Origin of the sequence: Lentzea sokolovensis (genome assembly GCF_033949975.1) — a bacterium.
Taxonomy (GTDB): domain Bacteria; phylum Actinomycetota; class Actinomycetes; order Mycobacteriales; family Pseudonocardiaceae; genus Lentzea; species Lentzea sokolovensis.
In genome coordinates this window covers 118,416-135,103 of record NZ_JAXAVU010000008.1, presented here as the reverse complement: position 1 = coordinate 135,103, position 16,688 = coordinate 118,416, and the positions used below count along the sequence as shown (strand labels likewise).

General features: G+C 68.2%; 18 protein-coding genes. 3 read left to right on the top strand and 15 right to left on the bottom strand.

The window, feature by feature from the left end:
- Positions 1-63: 63 nt before the first annotated feature.
- On the bottom strand, positions 64-1,449 hold the full coding sequence (locus SK854_RS15190; protein ID WP_319975738.1) for a glycerol-3-phosphate dehydrogenase/oxidase: 1,386 nt from the start codon (positions 1,447-1,449) through the stop codon (positions 64-66).
- Positions 1,446-2,021: a TetR/AcrR family transcriptional regulator gene (locus SK854_RS15185; protein ID WP_319975736.1), complete on the bottom strand. Its 576-nt coding sequence runs from the start codon at positions 2,019-2,021 to the stop codon at positions 1,446-1,448. The genes SK854_RS15190 and SK854_RS15185 overlap by 4 nt, the downstream gene beginning before the upstream one ends.
- Between SK854_RS15185 and SK854_RS15180 the strand changes: the two genes are divergently transcribed.
- The gene (locus tag SK854_RS15180; protein WP_319975735.1) at positions 2,020-3,582 is read left to right on the top strand and encodes an FAD-binding oxidoreductase; all 1,563 of its coding nucleotides are present in this window, start codon (positions 2,020-2,022) and stop codon (positions 3,580-3,582) included. The two genes, SK854_RS15185 and SK854_RS15180, sit on opposite strands and share 2 nt — an antisense overlap.
- Positions 3,583-3,951: 369 nt before the next feature.
- On the opposite strand, the gene SK854_RS15175 is transcribed toward SK854_RS15180, so the two are convergent.
- The 11 genes from SK854_RS15175 to SK854_RS15125 all read right to left on the bottom strand — a co-directional run bounded on the left by SK854_RS15175 (position 3,952) and on the right by SK854_RS15125 (position 12,918).
- Positions 3,952-4,965 carry an NADP-dependent oxidoreductase gene (locus SK854_RS15175; RefSeq protein WP_319975733.1) on the bottom strand — a complete coding sequence of 338 codons (1,014 nt, stop codon included), beginning with the start codon at positions 4,963-4,965 and terminating at the stop codon, positions 3,952-3,954.
- 83 nt (positions 4,966-5,048) lie between these two features.
- A complete protein-coding gene (locus tag SK854_RS15170; RefSeq protein ID WP_319975732.1) occupies positions 5,049-5,762 on the bottom strand; it encodes a GNAT family N-acetyltransferase in 714 nt (237 codons plus the stop codon).
- The gene (locus SK854_RS15165; RefSeq protein ID WP_319975730.1) at positions 5,763-6,203 is read right to left on the bottom strand and encodes a hypothetical protein; all 441 of its coding nucleotides are present in this window, start codon (positions 6,201-6,203) and stop codon (positions 5,763-5,765) included. It abuts the gene before it with no gap.
- Positions 6,200-9,019, bottom strand: a complete 2,820-nt coding sequence (locus SK854_RS15160; protein WP_319975728.1) for an FtsK/SpoIIIE domain-containing protein — start codon at positions 9,017-9,019, stop codon at positions 6,200-6,202. The genes SK854_RS15165 and SK854_RS15160 overlap by 4 nt, the downstream gene beginning before the upstream one ends.
- Positions 9,019-9,270: a hypothetical protein gene (locus tag SK854_RS15155; RefSeq protein ID WP_319975726.1), complete on the bottom strand. Its 252-nt coding sequence runs from the start codon at positions 9,268-9,270 to the stop codon at positions 9,019-9,021. The genes SK854_RS15160 and SK854_RS15155 overlap by 1 nt, the downstream gene beginning before the upstream one ends.
- Entirely contained in the window at positions 9,270-9,530 is a 261-nt protein-coding gene (locus tag SK854_RS15150) for a hypothetical protein (RefSeq protein ID WP_030481403.1), read from the bottom strand. Before SK854_RS15150 ends, SK854_RS15155 begins: the two co-directional genes overlap by 1 nt.
- Before the next feature lie 239 nt (positions 9,531-9,769).
- Positions 9,770-10,201, bottom strand: coding sequence for a hypothetical protein (locus SK854_RS15145; protein ID WP_319975723.1), 432 nt, complete (start codon positions 10,199-10,201; stop codon positions 9,770-9,772).
- Positions 10,202-10,217: 16 nt separating this feature from the next.
- The gene (locus SK854_RS15140; protein WP_319975722.1) at positions 10,218-10,694 is read right to left on the bottom strand and encodes an alpha/beta hydrolase; all 477 of its coding nucleotides are present in this window, start codon (positions 10,692-10,694) and stop codon (positions 10,218-10,220) included.
- Positions 10,695-11,294 carry a DUF4232 domain-containing protein gene (locus SK854_RS15135; protein WP_319975720.1) on the bottom strand — a complete coding sequence of 200 codons (600 nt, stop codon included), beginning with the start codon at positions 11,292-11,294 and terminating at the stop codon, positions 10,695-10,697.
- A gap of 66 nt (positions 11,295-11,360) precedes the next feature.
- Positions 11,361-12,254 (bottom strand): gamma-glutamylcyclotransferase, encoded by an 894-nt coding sequence (locus tag SK854_RS15130; RefSeq protein ID WP_319975719.1) that lies wholly within the window; start codon positions 12,252-12,254, stop codon positions 11,361-11,363.
- 319 nt (positions 12,255-12,573) lie between these two features.
- Entirely contained in the window at positions 12,574-12,918 is a 345-nt protein-coding gene (locus tag SK854_RS15125; RefSeq protein WP_319975718.1) for a winged helix-turn-helix transcriptional regulator, read from the bottom strand.
- A 75-nt stretch (positions 12,919-12,993) separates the two neighbouring features.
- On the opposite strand from SK854_RS15125, the gene SK854_RS15120 reads away from it, so the two are divergent.
- Entirely contained in the window at positions 12,994-13,755 is a 762-nt protein-coding gene (locus SK854_RS15120; RefSeq protein WP_319975716.1) for an NmrA family NAD(P)-binding protein, read from the top strand.
- Positions 13,756-13,854: 99 nt separating this feature from the next.
- Here SK854_RS15120 and SK854_RS15115 read toward each other — a convergent pair whose 3' ends face one another.
- Complete coding sequence (locus tag SK854_RS15115; RefSeq protein ID WP_319975714.1) at positions 13,855-14,805, bottom strand: LysR family transcriptional regulator; 951 nt, start codon at positions 14,803-14,805, stop codon at positions 13,855-13,857.
- A gap of 183 nt (positions 14,806-14,988) precedes the next feature.
- On the opposite strand from SK854_RS15115, the gene SK854_RS15110 reads away from it, so the two are divergent.
- A complete protein-coding gene (locus SK854_RS15110) occupies positions 14,989-15,420 on the top strand; it encodes a nitroreductase family deazaflavin-dependent oxidoreductase (protein WP_319975713.1) in 432 nt (143 codons plus the stop codon).
- Here the strand turns inward: SK854_RS15110 and SK854_RS15105 are convergent.
- Complete coding sequence (locus SK854_RS15105; protein WP_319975712.1) at positions 15,410-16,687, bottom strand: PhzF family phenazine biosynthesis isomerase; 1,278 nt, start codon at positions 16,685-16,687, stop codon at positions 15,410-15,412. The two genes, SK854_RS15110 and SK854_RS15105, sit on opposite strands and share 11 nt — an antisense overlap.
- Between the last annotated feature and the right edge of the window lies 1 nt (position 16,688).

The window sequence follows — 16,688 nt, the reverse complement described above, 5'->3', positions numbered from 1 at the left end:
TCGCACCTCTTGCACTGAGTTTCTTGCGCTGAACGGGGCGTCCCTCGCGGACGCCCCGTTTTTTCACACCGCGGCCAGGAGTTTCGCGATCTCCGGCCCGGCCTTCTCGCGGTCCTTCGGCACCAGGCCGATGCGGGTGCGCCGGTCGAGGACGTCGTCGGCGTCCAGCGCGCCCTCGTGCTGGATCGCGTGGACGACGTCGGCCTCGGTGACGCCGGGCGCGATCGGGATGGTCGGCGCCGGCCTGTCGTCGACCAGGCGGATGTCCTTGGTGCGGCAGGGGATCTGCGTCAGGTTCGTCGCGTTCACGGCGTCCGCCGCCATCCTGCGGTAGGTGGTGAGCTTGCCGCCGACGATCGTGATCACGCCGTTCGGTGCCCTGAGCACGGCGTGGTGCCGGGACAGGTCCGCGGTCTGACCATCGGCCTGGAGCAACGGGCGCAGGCCCGCGTAGCTGCCGATGACGTCGTCCCTGGTGAGATTTCTTTGCAGGACGTGGGAAGCGGTCGCGAGCAGGAAGTCCACATCGGACTCCGGAACCGCCGGCACGTCCGGGATGTCGTCCACCGGCACGTCGGTGAGGCCCAGGTAGGCGCGGCCGTTCGCCTGGGGCAGCAGCAGTGCGTAGCGGTTGCGTTCGCCGGGGACCGGGATCGTCAGCGCCGTTCCGGTGAGGCCCGCGGTCCTCGCGTCGATCACGAGATGTGAGCCGCGGGACGGGCGCAGGTGCACCGGGGCGAGCGTGCCGGCCCAGACACCCGTCGCGTTGATCACCGCCTTGGCCTTGATGGTGAACGTGGTGCCGGTGAGCGTGTCCAGTGCTTCTGCGCCATCGCCTTGCAGCGTCAGGACTTTCGCGCGGGTGATGACCCTCGCGCCGTGCCCGGCGGCTGTTCTGGCCAGTGCGACGACGAGCCGGGCGTCGTCGACGAGCTGGCCGTCGTAGCTCAGGAGTCCGCCGGTGAGTTTCGCCGAGTCGAGACCGGGAACCAGCGCCAGCGCTTCGTGCTTGGGCACTCGGCGAGGCGCCGGCAGCACGTCCGCCGGTGTGCGGGCGGCGATGCGCAGCGCGTTGCCGGCGCGGAAGCCCGACATGACGAAGTGGCCCGCGTCGGCGTGCAGGGGGAACAACATCGGCAGCGTGCGGGTGAGGTGCGGTGCCGTCCTGGTCATCAGGATGCCGCGCTCGACAGCGCTCTCGTGGGCGAGCCGCACGTCGCCCTTCGCGAGGTAGCGCAGGCCGCCGTGGACGAGCTTGCTGGACCACCGGGACGTCCCGAACGCCAGGTCGTGCGCCTCCAGCAGGGTGACCTTGAGACCACGGGAGGCCGCGTCCAGCGCGACACCCGTGCCCGTGACGCCGCCGCCGATGACGAGCACGTCGGCGACTTCCTGCTGGGCTGCTTCGAGATCCTTCTGGCGCCTGTCCGCGTTCAGAGACGTGTTCACGGCTTCAGAGCTCCGTCCAGCTGCTTGGCGAGCTCGTCGAGCAACGAGCCGAAGTCGAGCCCGGACGTCACCGGCCTGGTCGAGAGCACCATCGACTGCGTGCTCATCAGCACCACGCGCGCCTGCGTCTTGGCGTCGCCGAACCGGATCGACCCGTCGACGTGCCCCGCCTCGATCTGCGCGACGAGGAACTGCTCGACCAGCCGCTGCGTGCTGCCGAGCCGGTCAGTCAGGTACGGCAGCATCAGGTCCGCGTCGAGCTGGAGGACGCGTTGCATGAGCGGGTTGGCCTCGAGCAGCCGGATGGCGTCCACCGCCCTCTGAACGAGCTGCTGGCGGGCGTTGCCGTGGTTGACGGCCCGTTCCGCCTCTTCGAGCAGTGCGGCGAACTCACGCGTCATCAGAGCCCGCACGAGGTGGTCCACGTCCGGGTAGCGCCGGTAGAGCGTCATGCGGCTGACGTTGGCCCGCTTCGCCACGTCGGTGAGGGTCGTGCGGCGCACCCCCACCTCCAGAACACACTCACGGGTGGCGTCGAGCAGAGCGTCGTGGGTGTGACGTTGAGACGTCATGTGTAACACTGTAGCAGTGACCAGGGCTCGATGGACCTCCGAAACCGTGCCGTTGCCGCCGCACGCGCTGGCTTGGCTCAGTCAGCGCGTTGGGCTGGGGGAGCCGTTTGCCGAGGTGCCGGTTTCGGTGCCTCCGTCCGAGTTGAGCGAGGACGCTTTCACGGCGTTGGAGGCCGTTGGCGCGATCAGCGTGGATCCCGCGGATCGGCTGGGGCGGGCCGGCGGGTTGTCGTACCTGGACTTGTTGCGTCGTCGTGGGCACGGGGAACTGGCCGTGCCCGACGCCGTCGTCCAGCCTTCCTCGCCGGAGGAAGTCCTTGAGGTGTTGCGGGTCTGCGTCGAGTACGACGTCGCCGTGGTGCCGTTCGGCGGCGGGACGTCCGTGGTGGGCGGGGTCGAGGCTCTGCGCGGGGGCAAGTCCGCCGTGGTGGCGCTGGACCTGGCCGGACTCGGGTCCCTGGTGTCGGTCGACCCCGTGTCGCGGGTCGCGGTGCTGCAGGCCGGGGTCACCGGGCCTGAGGCCGAGCGGTTGCTGGGGGAGCACGGGTTCACGCTCGGGCATGTGCCGCAGTCGTTCGAACGGGCCACCATTGGCGGGTTTGCTGCTACTCGGTCTGCTGGGCAGGCGTCGTCCGGGTACGGGCGGTTTGAGGACATGGTCGAGTCGGTTCGGGTGGCCACGCCTGTGGGGGAGTGGGTCGCTGGTGCCGCTCCCGCGTCCGCGGCCGGTCCGGACCTGAAGCAGTTGGTGCTGGGTAGCGAAGGGCTCTTCGGGGTCATCACCGAGGTGTCCGTGCGAGTTCGGCCCAAGCCTTCCGCGCCTCGGTACGAAGGGCTGGTCGTCGACGGGTGGGAGGCCGGGGTTTCGCTCGTGCGGTCTCTGGCTCAGGCCGGGGCGTTGGCCGACATCACCCGGCTGTCCGATGTGGACGAGACTGAGGTCGCGCTGGCGTTGGCCGGGTCCAAGGCCGATTTGGTGAAGAAGTACCTGCGGGTTCGTGGGGTTCGGCAGCCTTGCCTGGTGATTCTGGGGTGGGAGGGCCGGTCCCGTGCTGCGACTATGAGCGCGTTGCGTGGGCACAAGGTTGTTCGGCTTGGGCGGGCCATGGGCGAGTCCTGGCTGCACGGGCGGTTCAACGGGCCTCGGCAGCGGGATGCGTTGTTGGACGCCGGCGTTTGTGTCGAGACGTTGGAGACTGCTACTCGGTGGTCTCGGGTTTCTGAGCTGCGGGATGCTGTGCGTGCCGCTTTGGTCGCTGAGCTTGGGGATCCTGTGGTGATGTGCCACGTCTCGCACGCTTATGAGACCGGGGCCTCGTTGTACTTCACCGTGTTGGTGCCTCGGGACCTTTCTGATCCTGTTGGGCAGTGGGGGAAGGCCAAGATCGCTGCTTCGGATGCGATTTCTCGGCTTGGGACGATTACGCATCATCATGCTGTTGGGCGGGATCACCTTCCCTGGTTGGAGAAGGAGATCGGGGTTGTTGGGGTTTCGGTGTTGCGGGCGGTGAAGGAGCGGCTGGATCCGACTGGGATTTTGAATCCTGGGAAGTTGATTTAGTCGCCCTGTCCGTAGGTGGTCACCTTGCGGGCGGCGACCTTGCGTTGCGTGCTTCCCCTGGGGGCTCTGCCCCCAGACCCCCGGCAATCTGATCGGGGGGTGGCGCCGCCTGCGGGTTGATGGCACGCCTGTTGCGTTGGGCGGCTGCCTGTTGCTTGGAGGGGTGCGTTGGCGGTGGGTCCCGTCACGAGCCGCACCATGAGCGGGCCACATGCAAGAAGGGTTGTCAAACGGACGAAAAGCGTGTCCGTTTGACAACCCTTCTTGCATGCAGCAAGTGCTGTGGTGCGACTCGTGACGGGACCCACCGCCCAGCCCGTTCGGTAAGGACGGCTCGCCTTCGGCTTCGCGGGCGGTTGGGCGTGCTTCTTAGAACTGGACGAGCATCTTGCCCGTGTTCTCGCCTCGGAGCATGCCCAGGAAGGCTGCTGGGGCCTGGGCGGTGCCGCCTTCGATGACCGTCTCGGAGTACTTCAGTTCGCCTGAGGCGATCCAGGCTGCTACCTCGGAGACGAACTGCTGCTGCAGGGCCTTGTGGTCGCCCACCAGCATGCCGCGCAGGGTCAGGCGCTTCGCGAGGATCTGGATCATGTTGCTCGGGCCCGTCGGCTTCTCGGACGCGTTGTACTGCGAGATGGCGCCGCACATGGTGATGCGGCCGTTGAGGTTCAGGGTTTCGATTGCCGCTTCGAGGTGTTCGCCGCCCACGTTGTCGAAGTAGACGTCGATGCCGTTGGGGGCTGCTGCGGCGAGCAGTTCGGCCACCGGGCCGTCCTTGTAGTTGAAGGCGGCGTCGAAGCCCAGTTCTTCGGTGAGGTACTTGACCTTGTCGGCCGAGCCTGCGGAGCCGATCACCTGGCTGGCGCCCTTCAGGCGGGCGATCTGGCCCACGATCTGGCCCACCGCGCCTGCTGCGCCGGAGACGAAGACCGCGTCGCCTTCCTTGAACTCCGCGGTCGCCAGGAGGCCTGCGTAGGCGGTCAGGCCGGGCATGCCCAGGACGCCCAGGTAGGTGGAGAGCGGGGCGACGGAGCCGTCTACCTTCACCACGTGCTTGGCGTCTACGAGGGCGTAGTCGCGCCAGCCGAGGCCGTGCAGGACGTTGTCGCCCGTCTTGAGGGTTTCGACGCCTTCGCCGACCGCGACGATCTCGCCCACCGCGCCGCCTTCGAGGGGGGCGCCTACCTGGAACGGCGGGACGTAGGACTTGACGTCGTTCATGCGGCCGCGCATGTACGGGTCGACGCTCATGACCACGTTGCGGACCAGGATCTGGCCTTCGCCCGGGGTCGGGATCTCGACCTCGGCGATCTCGAAGTCGTCCTCGGTCGGCCAGCCCTTCGGGCGGGACGCGAGCCTGACTTCGAGTGCGGTGTTGGTCATGGTCGGACCATCTCCATCCATTGCGTTTCGGATCAGTTATCCGTTTCAACCGTCTGCCGGTGACGACTGTTCCGGAATGTGACCTAGGCCGCAGGGAGAAGTGTCGTGACGTCTCGGTAGGCGAAGCCGAGCTTGCGGTACAGGGCGATGGCCGCGGTGTTGTGGTTCTCGACGAAGAGGGCGCAGGTGCCGTAGAGCGCGAGCAGTGATGACGTCACGAACTGGCAGACGCGGTGGCCCAGGCCCTGGCCTGTGTGGGACGGGTGGACGGCTACGCCCATCATGAAGCCGACGTCGGTGGACGACCACGCCTCTGCGGCGGTGGCCACCAGGTTGTTGTCGACGTGCACGCCTGCCCAGCGGTGGACGCCTTTTTCTCCCGGCCAGGCCCAGGAGTCCGGGTTTGCCTCGCGCAGGAGGGGTTCCACGTCGGTGGTGGTGTGGAGCCAGGTGGCGTCGGTGGGGAGGTCGAGGCTGCCTGTGCGGTCCATCCAGCCGAAGGGCTTGTCCTCCACCCACGGGGTGGGCATCAGGGCCTCTACTTCTTCGGCCAGCTTTCGTTCTAGCAGTGGGCGTAAGTCGACGCCTCGGCCGTGCGCTGCCAGCAGGGATGCCACGCCTTCTGCTGGGCCTGTCAAGACCAGCCGGCGGCGTCTGGTGAGGACTGGTGCGTGCACGGCCACCGCGCCGCCGTGTTCCCAGGCCGCACCACCGCACGACAGCGCTTGGGCCGCCCAGCGGACCATCGGGTCGTCGCTGGCGTCCTGCACGTCGGCGGTGGTGCGTAACCGGCGCACTCAGTCCTTCTGCTTGCGGCGCAGCAAGGTTCGCTTCGCGAGCGAGTCCTCCAGCGCCTGGTACGCGACGTCCATCGCTCGGTTGTACTCGCCCTGGGGGCGTGGGGGGACGGACTCGTCCGGCTGCGGGGGCGTCACCATCTGGAGCCAGCGCTCGTTCCAGAGCTGCTCCACGGCCGCCTCCCAGTGCAGGGCGGCGCCCATCCGCACGACCCGCTCGCGATCGCGCACCTCGGCGATCTCGTGCTGGGTCGACGCGAGCCGCGCGGCGAGCTCGGCACACCGCACCTCGTCCAGCTTGCGCTGACGAGCGGCCGCGTCCGTGGCGATGGCGATGATCTCCTTGTAGCGCTCAACCGCGGAGATCGTCGGCACCTCGATCACCTCCTCGCTCTGACGCTGCGACGGGACCGGGTCGAACATCGTCATCATCGGGTTCATGACGCTTCTCCAGTGTCGAACGGGATGATCACTTGCGGTCGCGAGTGCTCGAACCGGTCGAAGAACAGGCCGCGGCGTGGTCTCGGCGACCACGCCATCACCTGCTCCGGCCCGAGCGACAGCAGTTCCTTGCCCTGGACGTCGAACGCCACCCAGGCGCCGATGTCGTCGTAGACGCCGGGTGGGAGGCTCGCCTTCAGCCTCTGCACGCCGCGCCACCAGCCCAGCACGTGCGTGCGGTTCTCCGGGCCGTGCTTGAGGACCGTCCGCAGACTGTCCACACCGGACATCCTGGTGGTCGCGTTCTTCTGCTCCAGCAACGTCTGCGCGGCGTCCACGCCGTACAGCACCAGGTAGTGCGGCTTCAACGGGGCGTCCGTCTCGCCCGTGTTGATCGACTGCAGCCGGGCCGCCGTTTCGTCCAGCAGGTCGCGGACGCGGTTGATGCCGATCACCTCTGCATCATGCCCGTCCGCGCTCAGGCGCTTTGCCAGATGCAACGCGGAGGGCATCGCCTCCTCGACCAGGCAGGCCAGCGTGAAGACCGCCTCGTGCGGGCGGTGCTGCCTGCCCAGTGACGCGGCCGCTCCGCCGAGCACCGCGGCCGCGTCCTGGACCACGGAACCGATCACCGCGATGTTGCGGCCCGGCGTGCGGGCGAACCGCACCCGTGCCGCGCTGCCCGCGACGTCGATCACCTGCCCTAGAAGCACGGTAGGCGATGCGTCGCCGGGTCGCAGGCCGAGGAAGTCCTGCGTCGCGTCGATCAGCGGGATCTTGCTGCCGTCGAACAGGCTTGGTGCCTGGCCCGGTGCTCGCCGCCACAGCTCGATCTGCAGGGTGTCCATGGTGTTCTTGGACGTCGAGTCCGGGATGCGGCAGATCTCGTTGCCGGGCTTGACACCCGACTCGTGGTTGATCACCGCGTGCCAGCGCGGGAGCTCGACGGCGGCGTCGTTCTGCGGCTCGGCCAGCACGCGGCGGGCCTTGGGCAGCGCGATGCGGACGGTGAACTGCTCGAAGATCGCCGACTTGCCCCAGAAACCCTCGATGCCCGAGACGTCCTGCGACGACAGCACGAGGTGGATGCCCTGCGAACGGCCGCGGCGCGCCACGTCCTCCAGCAGTTGCGTGGCGGCGGCGGTGACCTGGTCGCGTTCGCCGAACAGGTACTGGAACTCGTCGATCACCGCGACGATCCGCGGCCAGCGGCCGGACGGGTCCTCGGCGCGCAGGTCCTGCAGCTTGGTGACCTCGTGCTGCTTGGCCGCGTCCGCGCGCCGGCGCATCTCGTCGGACAGGTACCGCAGCAGTGCCACGCCGAACTCGCGGTCGGTGTTGACGTTCACGCCGACCAGGCGCGCGTGCGGCAGCCACGACGGGTCCTTGCGGCCCGGCGCGAACTGCGCGAACGACACGCCTTCCTTGAAGTCCAGCAGGTACAACTCGAGCTCGTTCGGTGAGTAGCGCGCACACAACGAACCGAGCATCGCGTAGAGGAAGTTCGTCTTGCCGGAACCGGAAGGCCCGCCGATCAACGCGTGCGGCGAGGTGTCGCCGAGCTGCACGCAGACCTGTTCGCCGTCGTCGAAGCCAACGGGCGCAATGACTCCGGCCGACGAGTTCTCGGTCCACGGCCGGTCGGGCAGCAGATCCTCGAACTTGCCCATGCGCGAACGCCGTTCCTCGCGCTTCTCCGCGATGGCGGCACAAGCACGCGGTACCAACGTGCGCGGCAGCGCGTCGTCCAGCGTGACGGTCACGTTCTTGCCGGTCATCGTGCAGAACGCGGTGCCGTCGCTGCGCAACGACACCGTCTCCACCGGTGAGTTGATCGTGATCGGAATGTCCACGATGAACAGCTGCACGCCGCACGCCAAACCGTTGCGCGCCACGCGTTGCAGCTGTTGTTGCTGGTCTTCCTTCAACGCCTTGCGGTTGCCGAACAACACGGCGATCCGCCACGGTTCGGTGCGCCGGCCCTCACCGCTGACCGCACGAACGGTCAGATGGCCGTCGACGAGAACCTTGGTGTGCACCTGGCGAATGTGCTCGGACAGCTCGTCCAGCAGCTCGTGCAGCCGGGCCGGATCGTGCACCGTCAGCAGGTTCGCACGGGTCAGCGGGTAGAGCCCCGGCAACGACCCGGTCAGCTGGCCGACGTCCCACACGTGCACGTGCACGAGCCCCGGCTGGAAGTGCGACAGCACCCGCAGCAACAGGCTCTCCACCAGCGTGTCCGCGAGCTGCCGAGTGTCCTGAGTGGACGAGATGTGCAGGTGTGCCTGGTCCAGCAGCGGTACGGCGACGGGGAACGGCCTGGTCTCCGGCGCCGACGTCACCACGCCGGTGCCGATCCGCCACAGCTCCGGCACGCCCTCGCTGCCGTCGTGCGTGCCGGGGTGGCCGAGCCACGACTCGTGCGGCCACGACGCGGGACCTGCGGCGACCGAGTTCACCAGCTCGGTCAGCTGCTCGGGACCCGAGGTCGTCCACTCGTGGAACGACTGCTGCCAGTCGTACTTGATCTGGTCGAGGCGTTCGGCGAACTGGGCCATCGAGAGCGGCGCCTGACGCGGGTTCTTCACGCGCTTCTCGTCGACCGTCAGGAACGAGGTGACGTCCTTCAAAGCGACGTCCTGCAACGCCTTGTCGACGCCCATGCCCCGCACGGTGAACTCGAACATGTCCTTGGCGTGCTCGGAGGCGAGCGCCCGGTGTTCGCGCGCCACCGAGCCCAGCGCGGCCGAAACGGCGCGCTGGAACTCCGCGAAGGCGTCCTCGATCCTCTGTCGCCGGTCGTCCCGCCTGCTCATCACAGCTCCACGGTGAGTCGTTGGATGCGCTCTAGGGTTCCCACCATCAGCTCGAGCTGATCAGGGAATCTTTCCTTCGCACGCACGAACTCCGGTGGAAGCAGCGACTCGTGGTGGTTCTCGCTCGACTCGGCGAGGATCGCGACGGCCTCGTCGAGGCCCTCCTGCGCTGATCGCACGTTGCGGTACGACTCACGCAGGATCTCGCTCGCCTGCTCCAGCGCGGCGCGAACCTCGCCGATGGACGCCATCAAAGCCTGCTGTTGATGCCCTCGGCCCCGGAAATGCCGGCGCCGAGGTAGTTCTGCAGTTCGCTCACGCCGGACACGACCTGAGCGAACTGGGCGTTCGTCGTCTCGACGTCCGCCTGCACGGAGCCCTGCGTGACCGATGTCAGCAGTTGCTGCGCGTCCTCGGCGAGCTCAGCCGCCTGTTGGAGGGCGGACTGGCTCTGAGCCGCCTTGTCGATCGCCTGGGCAATTGCGGCACGGACCTCTTCGATGCTGGCCATGTCGGCTCCCGAACCCTCCGGAACAAGGTGGTCTGAAGACCACCCTTAGTAGAGATTGTGCCCAGATTTTCACAGTTGAGAGCGAAGATCGGCTAACCGGGTGGATGCCTGAATCCACTCGAACGGGCCTTGCTTTAATGATCAGTTGAGCGCGCTGCTGGCCCCTTGCCCACGCGTGTTGTGACACTCACAATGCCGCCTACAGCCTGTCGTGCTGAAGCACCGACCGGCCGGGTGAATCAAGACGGCCTGCTGGGTGACTTGTCACGCGGAGTGCCTGCCCCGAACGGGTCATCTCCTGCCCACACCTCGACCATGACGCGCTCGGCGCCCGGCACCAGTTGGTTGATCAGCTCCGGTTCGTCCAGCACGGTCCACGCCGTCGGTGGCTCGCACGCCACCCGCGGCGCCGAGAAGCCCTCACCCAGGCCGCGCACGAAGGTGCGCACGGCCCGAGCCAGCGCCGCCGCGACGTTGTGGGTGGCCTTCTCCGTGCTCGGTCTTGTGATGACGACAGCCCAGCAGCCCGGCTCTTCGTCCGAGCAGTCACGGGCGTCCACGATCTGGGCACCCGCACGGCTGATGAGCGCGTCGCACGCGGCACGCGCCTGTTGCTCGTTCGCTGCTTCGACCACCACGGTGATCACCAGCACGAGGTCGTCTTCATCCATGACACCCGAAATGGTGTCAGATGACCCTCCGCGTGAACTCCAGCACCCGAGTGACGGCCTCGCCGTCGGTCAGCAGGCCGTCCACGACGTGCTCCTCGAACGCGGATCCGCGGATCCGGTCGGTGCCCGCGCGGGTGTCCGAGATCGGCACGATCTCGTCCTCCGACCCGTGCAGCCACAACGTCGGCAGGTCGCCCAGCGCCGGCCCGAAGCTGACCTCGTCCATGAGGTCGGCCAGCCCGTTGGACGCGCCGTCCCACATGCCGAGCACCGGCGAGACCAGGATCAGGGCGGCGAGCTCCGAATGCGTTTGCGCATACCGAACAGCGGCGGGTGCGCCGGTGAAGTGTCCAATGAGGACGACCGGTCGATCGGCGGCTGCCACCACCGCCTCGATGTCCTCGCTCACCGCGACCGGAACGCCGGCTGTGCGCAGTGAACGGGCGATGCGCTCGCCGTGCGGAAGCACGGCGAGCCATCCAGGTACGTGCATCTACGAAGCGTAGAAGGCGCTGATCTCGATCCGGCCACCGGAACAAACGGGGCCAAGGGTCCACGGCACGGTCAGCGCCGCCGTCTCGTCCGGCGGAATGGCCGCGGCCTTCGACGGCTCCGGCTGGCACGGGCCCTCCACGGGCTCGTTGCCCGACGGCACGACGCCCCAGTGCAGGTTCGCCGAGGCCTTGCCGCCCGGTGCGAGCGTCATCGCCGCCGGACCCGGATCCGCCTTGCGCTCCAGCTTGGTCGGCACGGCGCCGGAGGCGTTCTCCAACTGGAAACCGCTGTAGCCGTTGAGCGTGCACGGCATCGCGCCGGAGTTCGTGACGACGAACTTGCCGTACCTGTTGCCCGCGCCGGCGTCCGTGGGGGCGACCTCGCCCTTGAGCGCGGTCGAGTCGCAGCGCTTCACGGCCGGAGCGGCCGCACCGGAGTTGCCGGCCGGGGCGGTGGACGAGGCGGGTGCCGACGACGACGACGGTGGCGTGGACGTCGGCAGCGTTTGCGAGGCGTTGTCCGGGGTTCTCGTCCCACAAGCCGTTACGGCGGCAAACGCGGTGAGCACCAGTCCGCAAGCGATCAGACGACGAGTCATGGGTGCACCTCCTACCACCGAAGGATGTGCCCAAATATCAACTAGCCAACACACCGTGCCGAAAATTCACCGGATCTGGTGGACGTCCCAGCCGTCCGGCAGTTCGGACATGCCCTTCACCGCCGCGGTCCAGATGTACGTCCAGGCGATCCGGCCGTCGGGCAGCACGACGCGCACGCGGCGGTAGTCCTCGCCCTCGTACTCGTCGAGCAACGGCAGCGCGTCCTCGGGCGACCTGAGCCGCAGCACGAAGCCCGGCACGCCCAGCCCGGCGCCGGGACGCAGCGCGGGGTAGCCCATGCCCGTGTCGAACAACGTGCCGGGCAGGTGGGTCTCCTCGGACTCCACGACGTGCGGCTCCATCAGGTGCCAAGCGTTTGCACCCGGCTGGAGCGTGCCGTAGACGAAGAGCAGCTCGGGCCAGTCGTCGGCGGACGGCTCGCCGTGGACCTCGGTCACGTCCAGTCCGTCGCTCATCGCGGCCCTCTCGCCCAGCACGCGGGCACCTCGCTGCGAGACGTCCGCGCAACGGACCATACGGCCGTTGAAGAGCACGGGCATCCGCTTCTTGGAGCCTGCCGTGTAGGCCAGAACGCTGTCGATGACGCCACCGTTGTAGAGCACCACACGGCCCGTGTGGACACGTGCGAGGCGATAGCGCAGCCCGCGTCCCTCGCAGCGGTCCAGCACACGCAGCTGCTCAGGCGTGGCGAACCAGATGGAGTGCTCCTCGGTGACGCCGGGAGCCCCCGCGAGAGTGGCGGGCCGCTGGCCGTCGCGGATGCGCAATCCGGCGGCCCAGACAGCAGAAAGGCCCTCGCATCGTGCGCGAAGCACGACCGCGGGGCCTTCGAGTCCGAGCTCTTCGCGAAGCCAGGTGAGCTTGCTGGGGTTGGCGTTCGAGCCGTAGCCGAGCACCGGCATCCGGGTCGCCAGCGGGGCCTCACCATGGTTGGCCAACCATTGGTCTAGGTCGATGTTCTCCGGCTCAACTCGCCATCCCGACTCCATCGTGAGGTCCGGTCGCACTGGCCAGCCCGTTTCGTCGACGTGGACGAAACAGTGGTCTGGACGAGTGCCCGGATAGGGCTCCGCCGGATGGCTTTCGTCGGTGAACGGTTGGGCCATTGGTCCATTGTGCCAGTCCGAGGGCCCGGATGGCGCCCCCTGATCGTGACCCATCCGATGATCGACCCGCACTTATAGGGACTTAGTGAGAACTAACACTGCGCAATCGGGTGACTGACCCGATGTCTCCGTGTCGACACTCCGGTCAGACTCAGGAGGCGTCATAGCGTTCCTGTGCCTGGGCGACCTCGGGCTGGTTCGCCGCGATCCAGTGGGCGAGCGCCACGAGGTGGTTCGCGGCACCCTTGCCGAGAGGCGTCAGCGTGTACTCGACGTGCGGCGGAATGACCGGATAGACCTCGCGATGCACGAACCCGTCCCGCTCCAGCGTCCGCAACGTCTGCGTGAGCATCTTCTCGCTGGCGAGCTCCAGCTCACGCCGCAACTCGCTGAACCGCCACGCCTCCCCGTTGGAGAGCGCCTGCAGCACCAGCACACCCCATCGGCTTGTGACGTGCTCCATGACCGCCCGCTCAGGGCACATCGTGACCTGCATGCTCACCTCCGCGTAAGTACCCAACTTCAAAGTGGGTACTTACGAAAGGTTAGCGCTATCCCTAGCTTTGTGGCTATGACGATCCTCATCACCGGAGCAACCGGCCAGCTCGGCAACGCAGTGGTCCGCCACGTCCTCGGCCGCACGGACGAGCAGGTCATCGTCTCCGTGCGGAACCCGGAGAAGTTCACGCTCGACGGCGTAGAGGTCCGCCAGGGCGACTTCGAGCAGCCCGAGACCCTCAACTTCACCGGCGCGGACAAGCTGCTGATCGTGTCCGGCGAGGCCCCCGACGCGGACACCCGCATCCAGCAGCACAAGAACGCCATCGCCAAGGCGGTGGAACACGGCGTGGGCCACATCTTCTACACGAGCCTCACCGACGCGGACACGTCCACGGTGGGCGTCGCGGTCGTGCACAAGGCCACCGAGGAGGCCATCCGCGCGACCGGCATCCCGTTCACGTTCCTGCGCAACGGCATGTACCACGAGAACTACCTCGGCGCCCTCGCCGGCGACACCGTCGCGGTCTCCACGAAGGACGGCCAGATCGCCAGCGCGGCCCGCGACGACTACGCCCAGGCCGCGGCCGCCGCTCTCACCACGCCCGGCCACGAGAACCAGGTCTACGAACTCACGGGCTCGACCACCTGGTCGTTCCCGGAACTCGCCGGCGACCGCTTCCAGGACGTGAGCGACGAGGACCTGATCGCGGCCGGCGTGCCCGCGATCTTCGTGGACTTCTTCAAGGCGATCCGCGAGGGCGTGTTCGCCGAGGTCCGCCCGGACCTGGAGAAGCTGATCGGCCGCCCCTCCACCCCGATCAAGGTCCAGTAGAGCCGCCGGAACGCGACCAACGCGGGCAAGGGCACGGCCGGGCGCTTCCAGCCCGGCCTTTCCGGCCGTCACGACCCACACGGCCCCGCCCGCACGGGCCTAGTTGAACTCGGGATGCGCCTCCGGATGCGCGTCCCACCACTTCCGGTACTCCGGATTCCGATCCAGCACGGACCGGTAAGCCTCGGCAGCACAAGCGAACACCTCGTGCGCCCGCCCGGCCACCGGCGAATCCCTCCGGGTGGCCACGAAGATGTCGGTCATCAACGGCATCCCCCGCAACCGCCGGATCACGATCCCCTCCCCGGTCCGGGACGGCGCGGCGGCAAACGACACGCACCCGCCGGCCACCAGCCCGCGAGCCATGCTCGCCTCCCCGGTGTGATGGGTGAGCCGGGGCACGAACCCGGCGTCCGCGCAGGCCTGGAACATCTGCGTCCGACTGCCGATGTGCTGTTTGGGCGGCGTGACCCAGTCCCGATCAGCAAGATCAGCGAGGTCGACCTCGTCCAGCAGAGCCAGCGGATCGGTCTCCGGCAACGCCACGAACGCCGGTTCGGTCACGAGCTTCCGCAGCTCGATCCCGGCCAGGTCCCGCGCGTGCATCCCGTCGAAGAACTCGAACAGCGCTACGTGCACCTGCCCGGCCTCCAGCATGTCCACGATCTCCGCGGACGAGGGCCGAACCTCCGCGCGCACGTCGGCGTTGAGCGTTCGAAGCCCCTCGACGACCGAGGCGAAGTACAGGATCGGGATGCAGCCGAAGATCAGCGGCCCGCGCCGGTCGGTCTCCCGGGTGTTGGCCATCAGCTGCGCCATCTCGTCGAGCACCAACCGGGCGGTGCCCAGCACTCTGCGTCCCAGGTCCGTTGGGACGCAACCGTTGCGCGTTCGGTCGAAGAGCTGGCCACCGACGAGGCGTTCCACGGTGCGCAGCTGGGCGGACAGGGCGGGCTGGGTGAGTCCGAGCCGCGTCGCGGCCCTGGTGACGCTGCCTTCTTCGGCGATAGTTCGTACCGCGCGAAGGTGGCGAAGCTCCAACTCGGGCATAAAGACCTTGTATCCCCCTTCTGAATGCACCGCCACCCTTCGATCGGGGCATAGTGACTTTCGATCGATCATCCGGCCCGGCGCTTGCGGCAGCGCCCGAGGGTCCGGCGCGGGAGGGTGCGCACCCCTCGGTTCGACGCTGCTGTCGCGCACCCTGCGCTCCGCGGCAGTAGCGTCGAACCCATGGCGGTGAAGGACTCTCCCACGAGCTGGGTCAACGAGCACATCCAGAAGTACGTCGAGACCAACGGCGCCGAGGGCCACGAGTGGCGGCCGGGTGTTCACACGTTGCTGCTGACCACCAAGGGACGCAAGAGCGGCGAGATGCGGCGGACCGCGCTCATCTACCAGCCCTCCGGCGACGACCACGTGGTCGTGGCGTCGCAGGGAGGCAAGCCCACGCACCCCGCCTGGTACCTCAACCTCGAAGAGGAACCCGTGGTCGACGTCCAGGTGGCGGCGGAGAAGTTCCAGGCGCGCGCCCGCACGGCCGGACCCGACGAGCGGGACCGGCTGTGGAAGCTGATGACCGAGGTCTGGCCGGACTACGACGACTACCAGCGCAAGACGGACCGCGAGATCCCCGTCGTGGTGCTGGAGCGGATCAGCGGATAGGAACCGCCGCACCCGTCACGACCACCCGGCGGTCCTCGCGCGTCGCGTCGACCTCCAGGCGGGACGGCCTGCCCATGTCCTCGCCCTGGCTGATGACGAACCGCTGCGGCCCTTCGAGATCGCGCAGGTAGCCACCGAACGCGGCCGCGGCGGCGCCCGTCGCCGCGTCCTCGACCACACCCCCGACCGGGAACGGGTCGCGGGCGTGCACCAACTCCGCCGACTCGCGCCAGAACAGGTGCACCGTCGTCAGGTCGTGCGCCAGCATCAGGTCGCGCAACGCGTCGAAGTCGTAGTCCAGCTCGCGCAGCTGCTCGCGGTCCCGCACCGGGATCAGCAGATGGCGGGCCCCGCCGAAGCCGACGTGCACCGGACCGTCGCCGATCTCCTTGTACCCCAACGCTTCCAAAGCCGCCGAAACCAGGGCCGGGTCCGCGGCGGAACTGTCGGTCGGCACGCTGGTCAGCGACGCGGTACCACCGGAGGTCTCGATGGTGATCTCACCGGCCGGCGTGTGGAACGTCAGCGGCCCGTCGCCGATCCGCTCGGCCAGCGCGACGGACGTGGCGATCGTGGCGTGACCGCAGAACGGCACCTCCGCCTTGGGGCTGAAGTACCGGACGTCGAACTGACGCTCGGCCGCCCGTGGCACCACGAACGCCGTCTCGGAGTAGCCCACCTTCGCGGCGATCGCCAGCATCTCGTCGTCGGTCATGTCGGACGCGTCGAGCACCACCCCAGCCGGGTTCCCGCCGGCCGGATCGGTCGTGAACGCGCTGTACCGCAGTACGCCCTTGTCGCTCATACCTCGCTGCAACGCGTAGCAGTGCTGAAGCCTTCCGCCCAGGTACCTGCTGGTGAAGTACGTCAGCCCGGCCTTCTCCAGCACCCGGCCGGACGCGGCGTTGCGCGCGTCGGTCCCGGCGACGACCCGGTCGGCGATGGCGAGCGCCTTGTCCCGCAACTCCGCGGCGACCCGAGTGGCGACGCCGCGTCCCCAGTGCGCCGGGTCGATCCAGTAGCCGATCTCGATCTCGCCCAGGTCGCCGTCGAGCATCTGCGCCAGCCCGATGACCACGCCGTCCTCGACGACCACGTGCAGGCCGAAGCCGTGGTCCTCCCAGTGCCGCAGCGCCTGCTCGTGCCGTTCCGCCACGTAGTCCGGAGTCCAGGGCATGCCGTTGCCGACGTACACCGTCATCCGAGGATCGGACGCCCACCGCAGCATGTAGCCGAAGTGCCCGTCCTCCCACCGCACGAGTTCCATG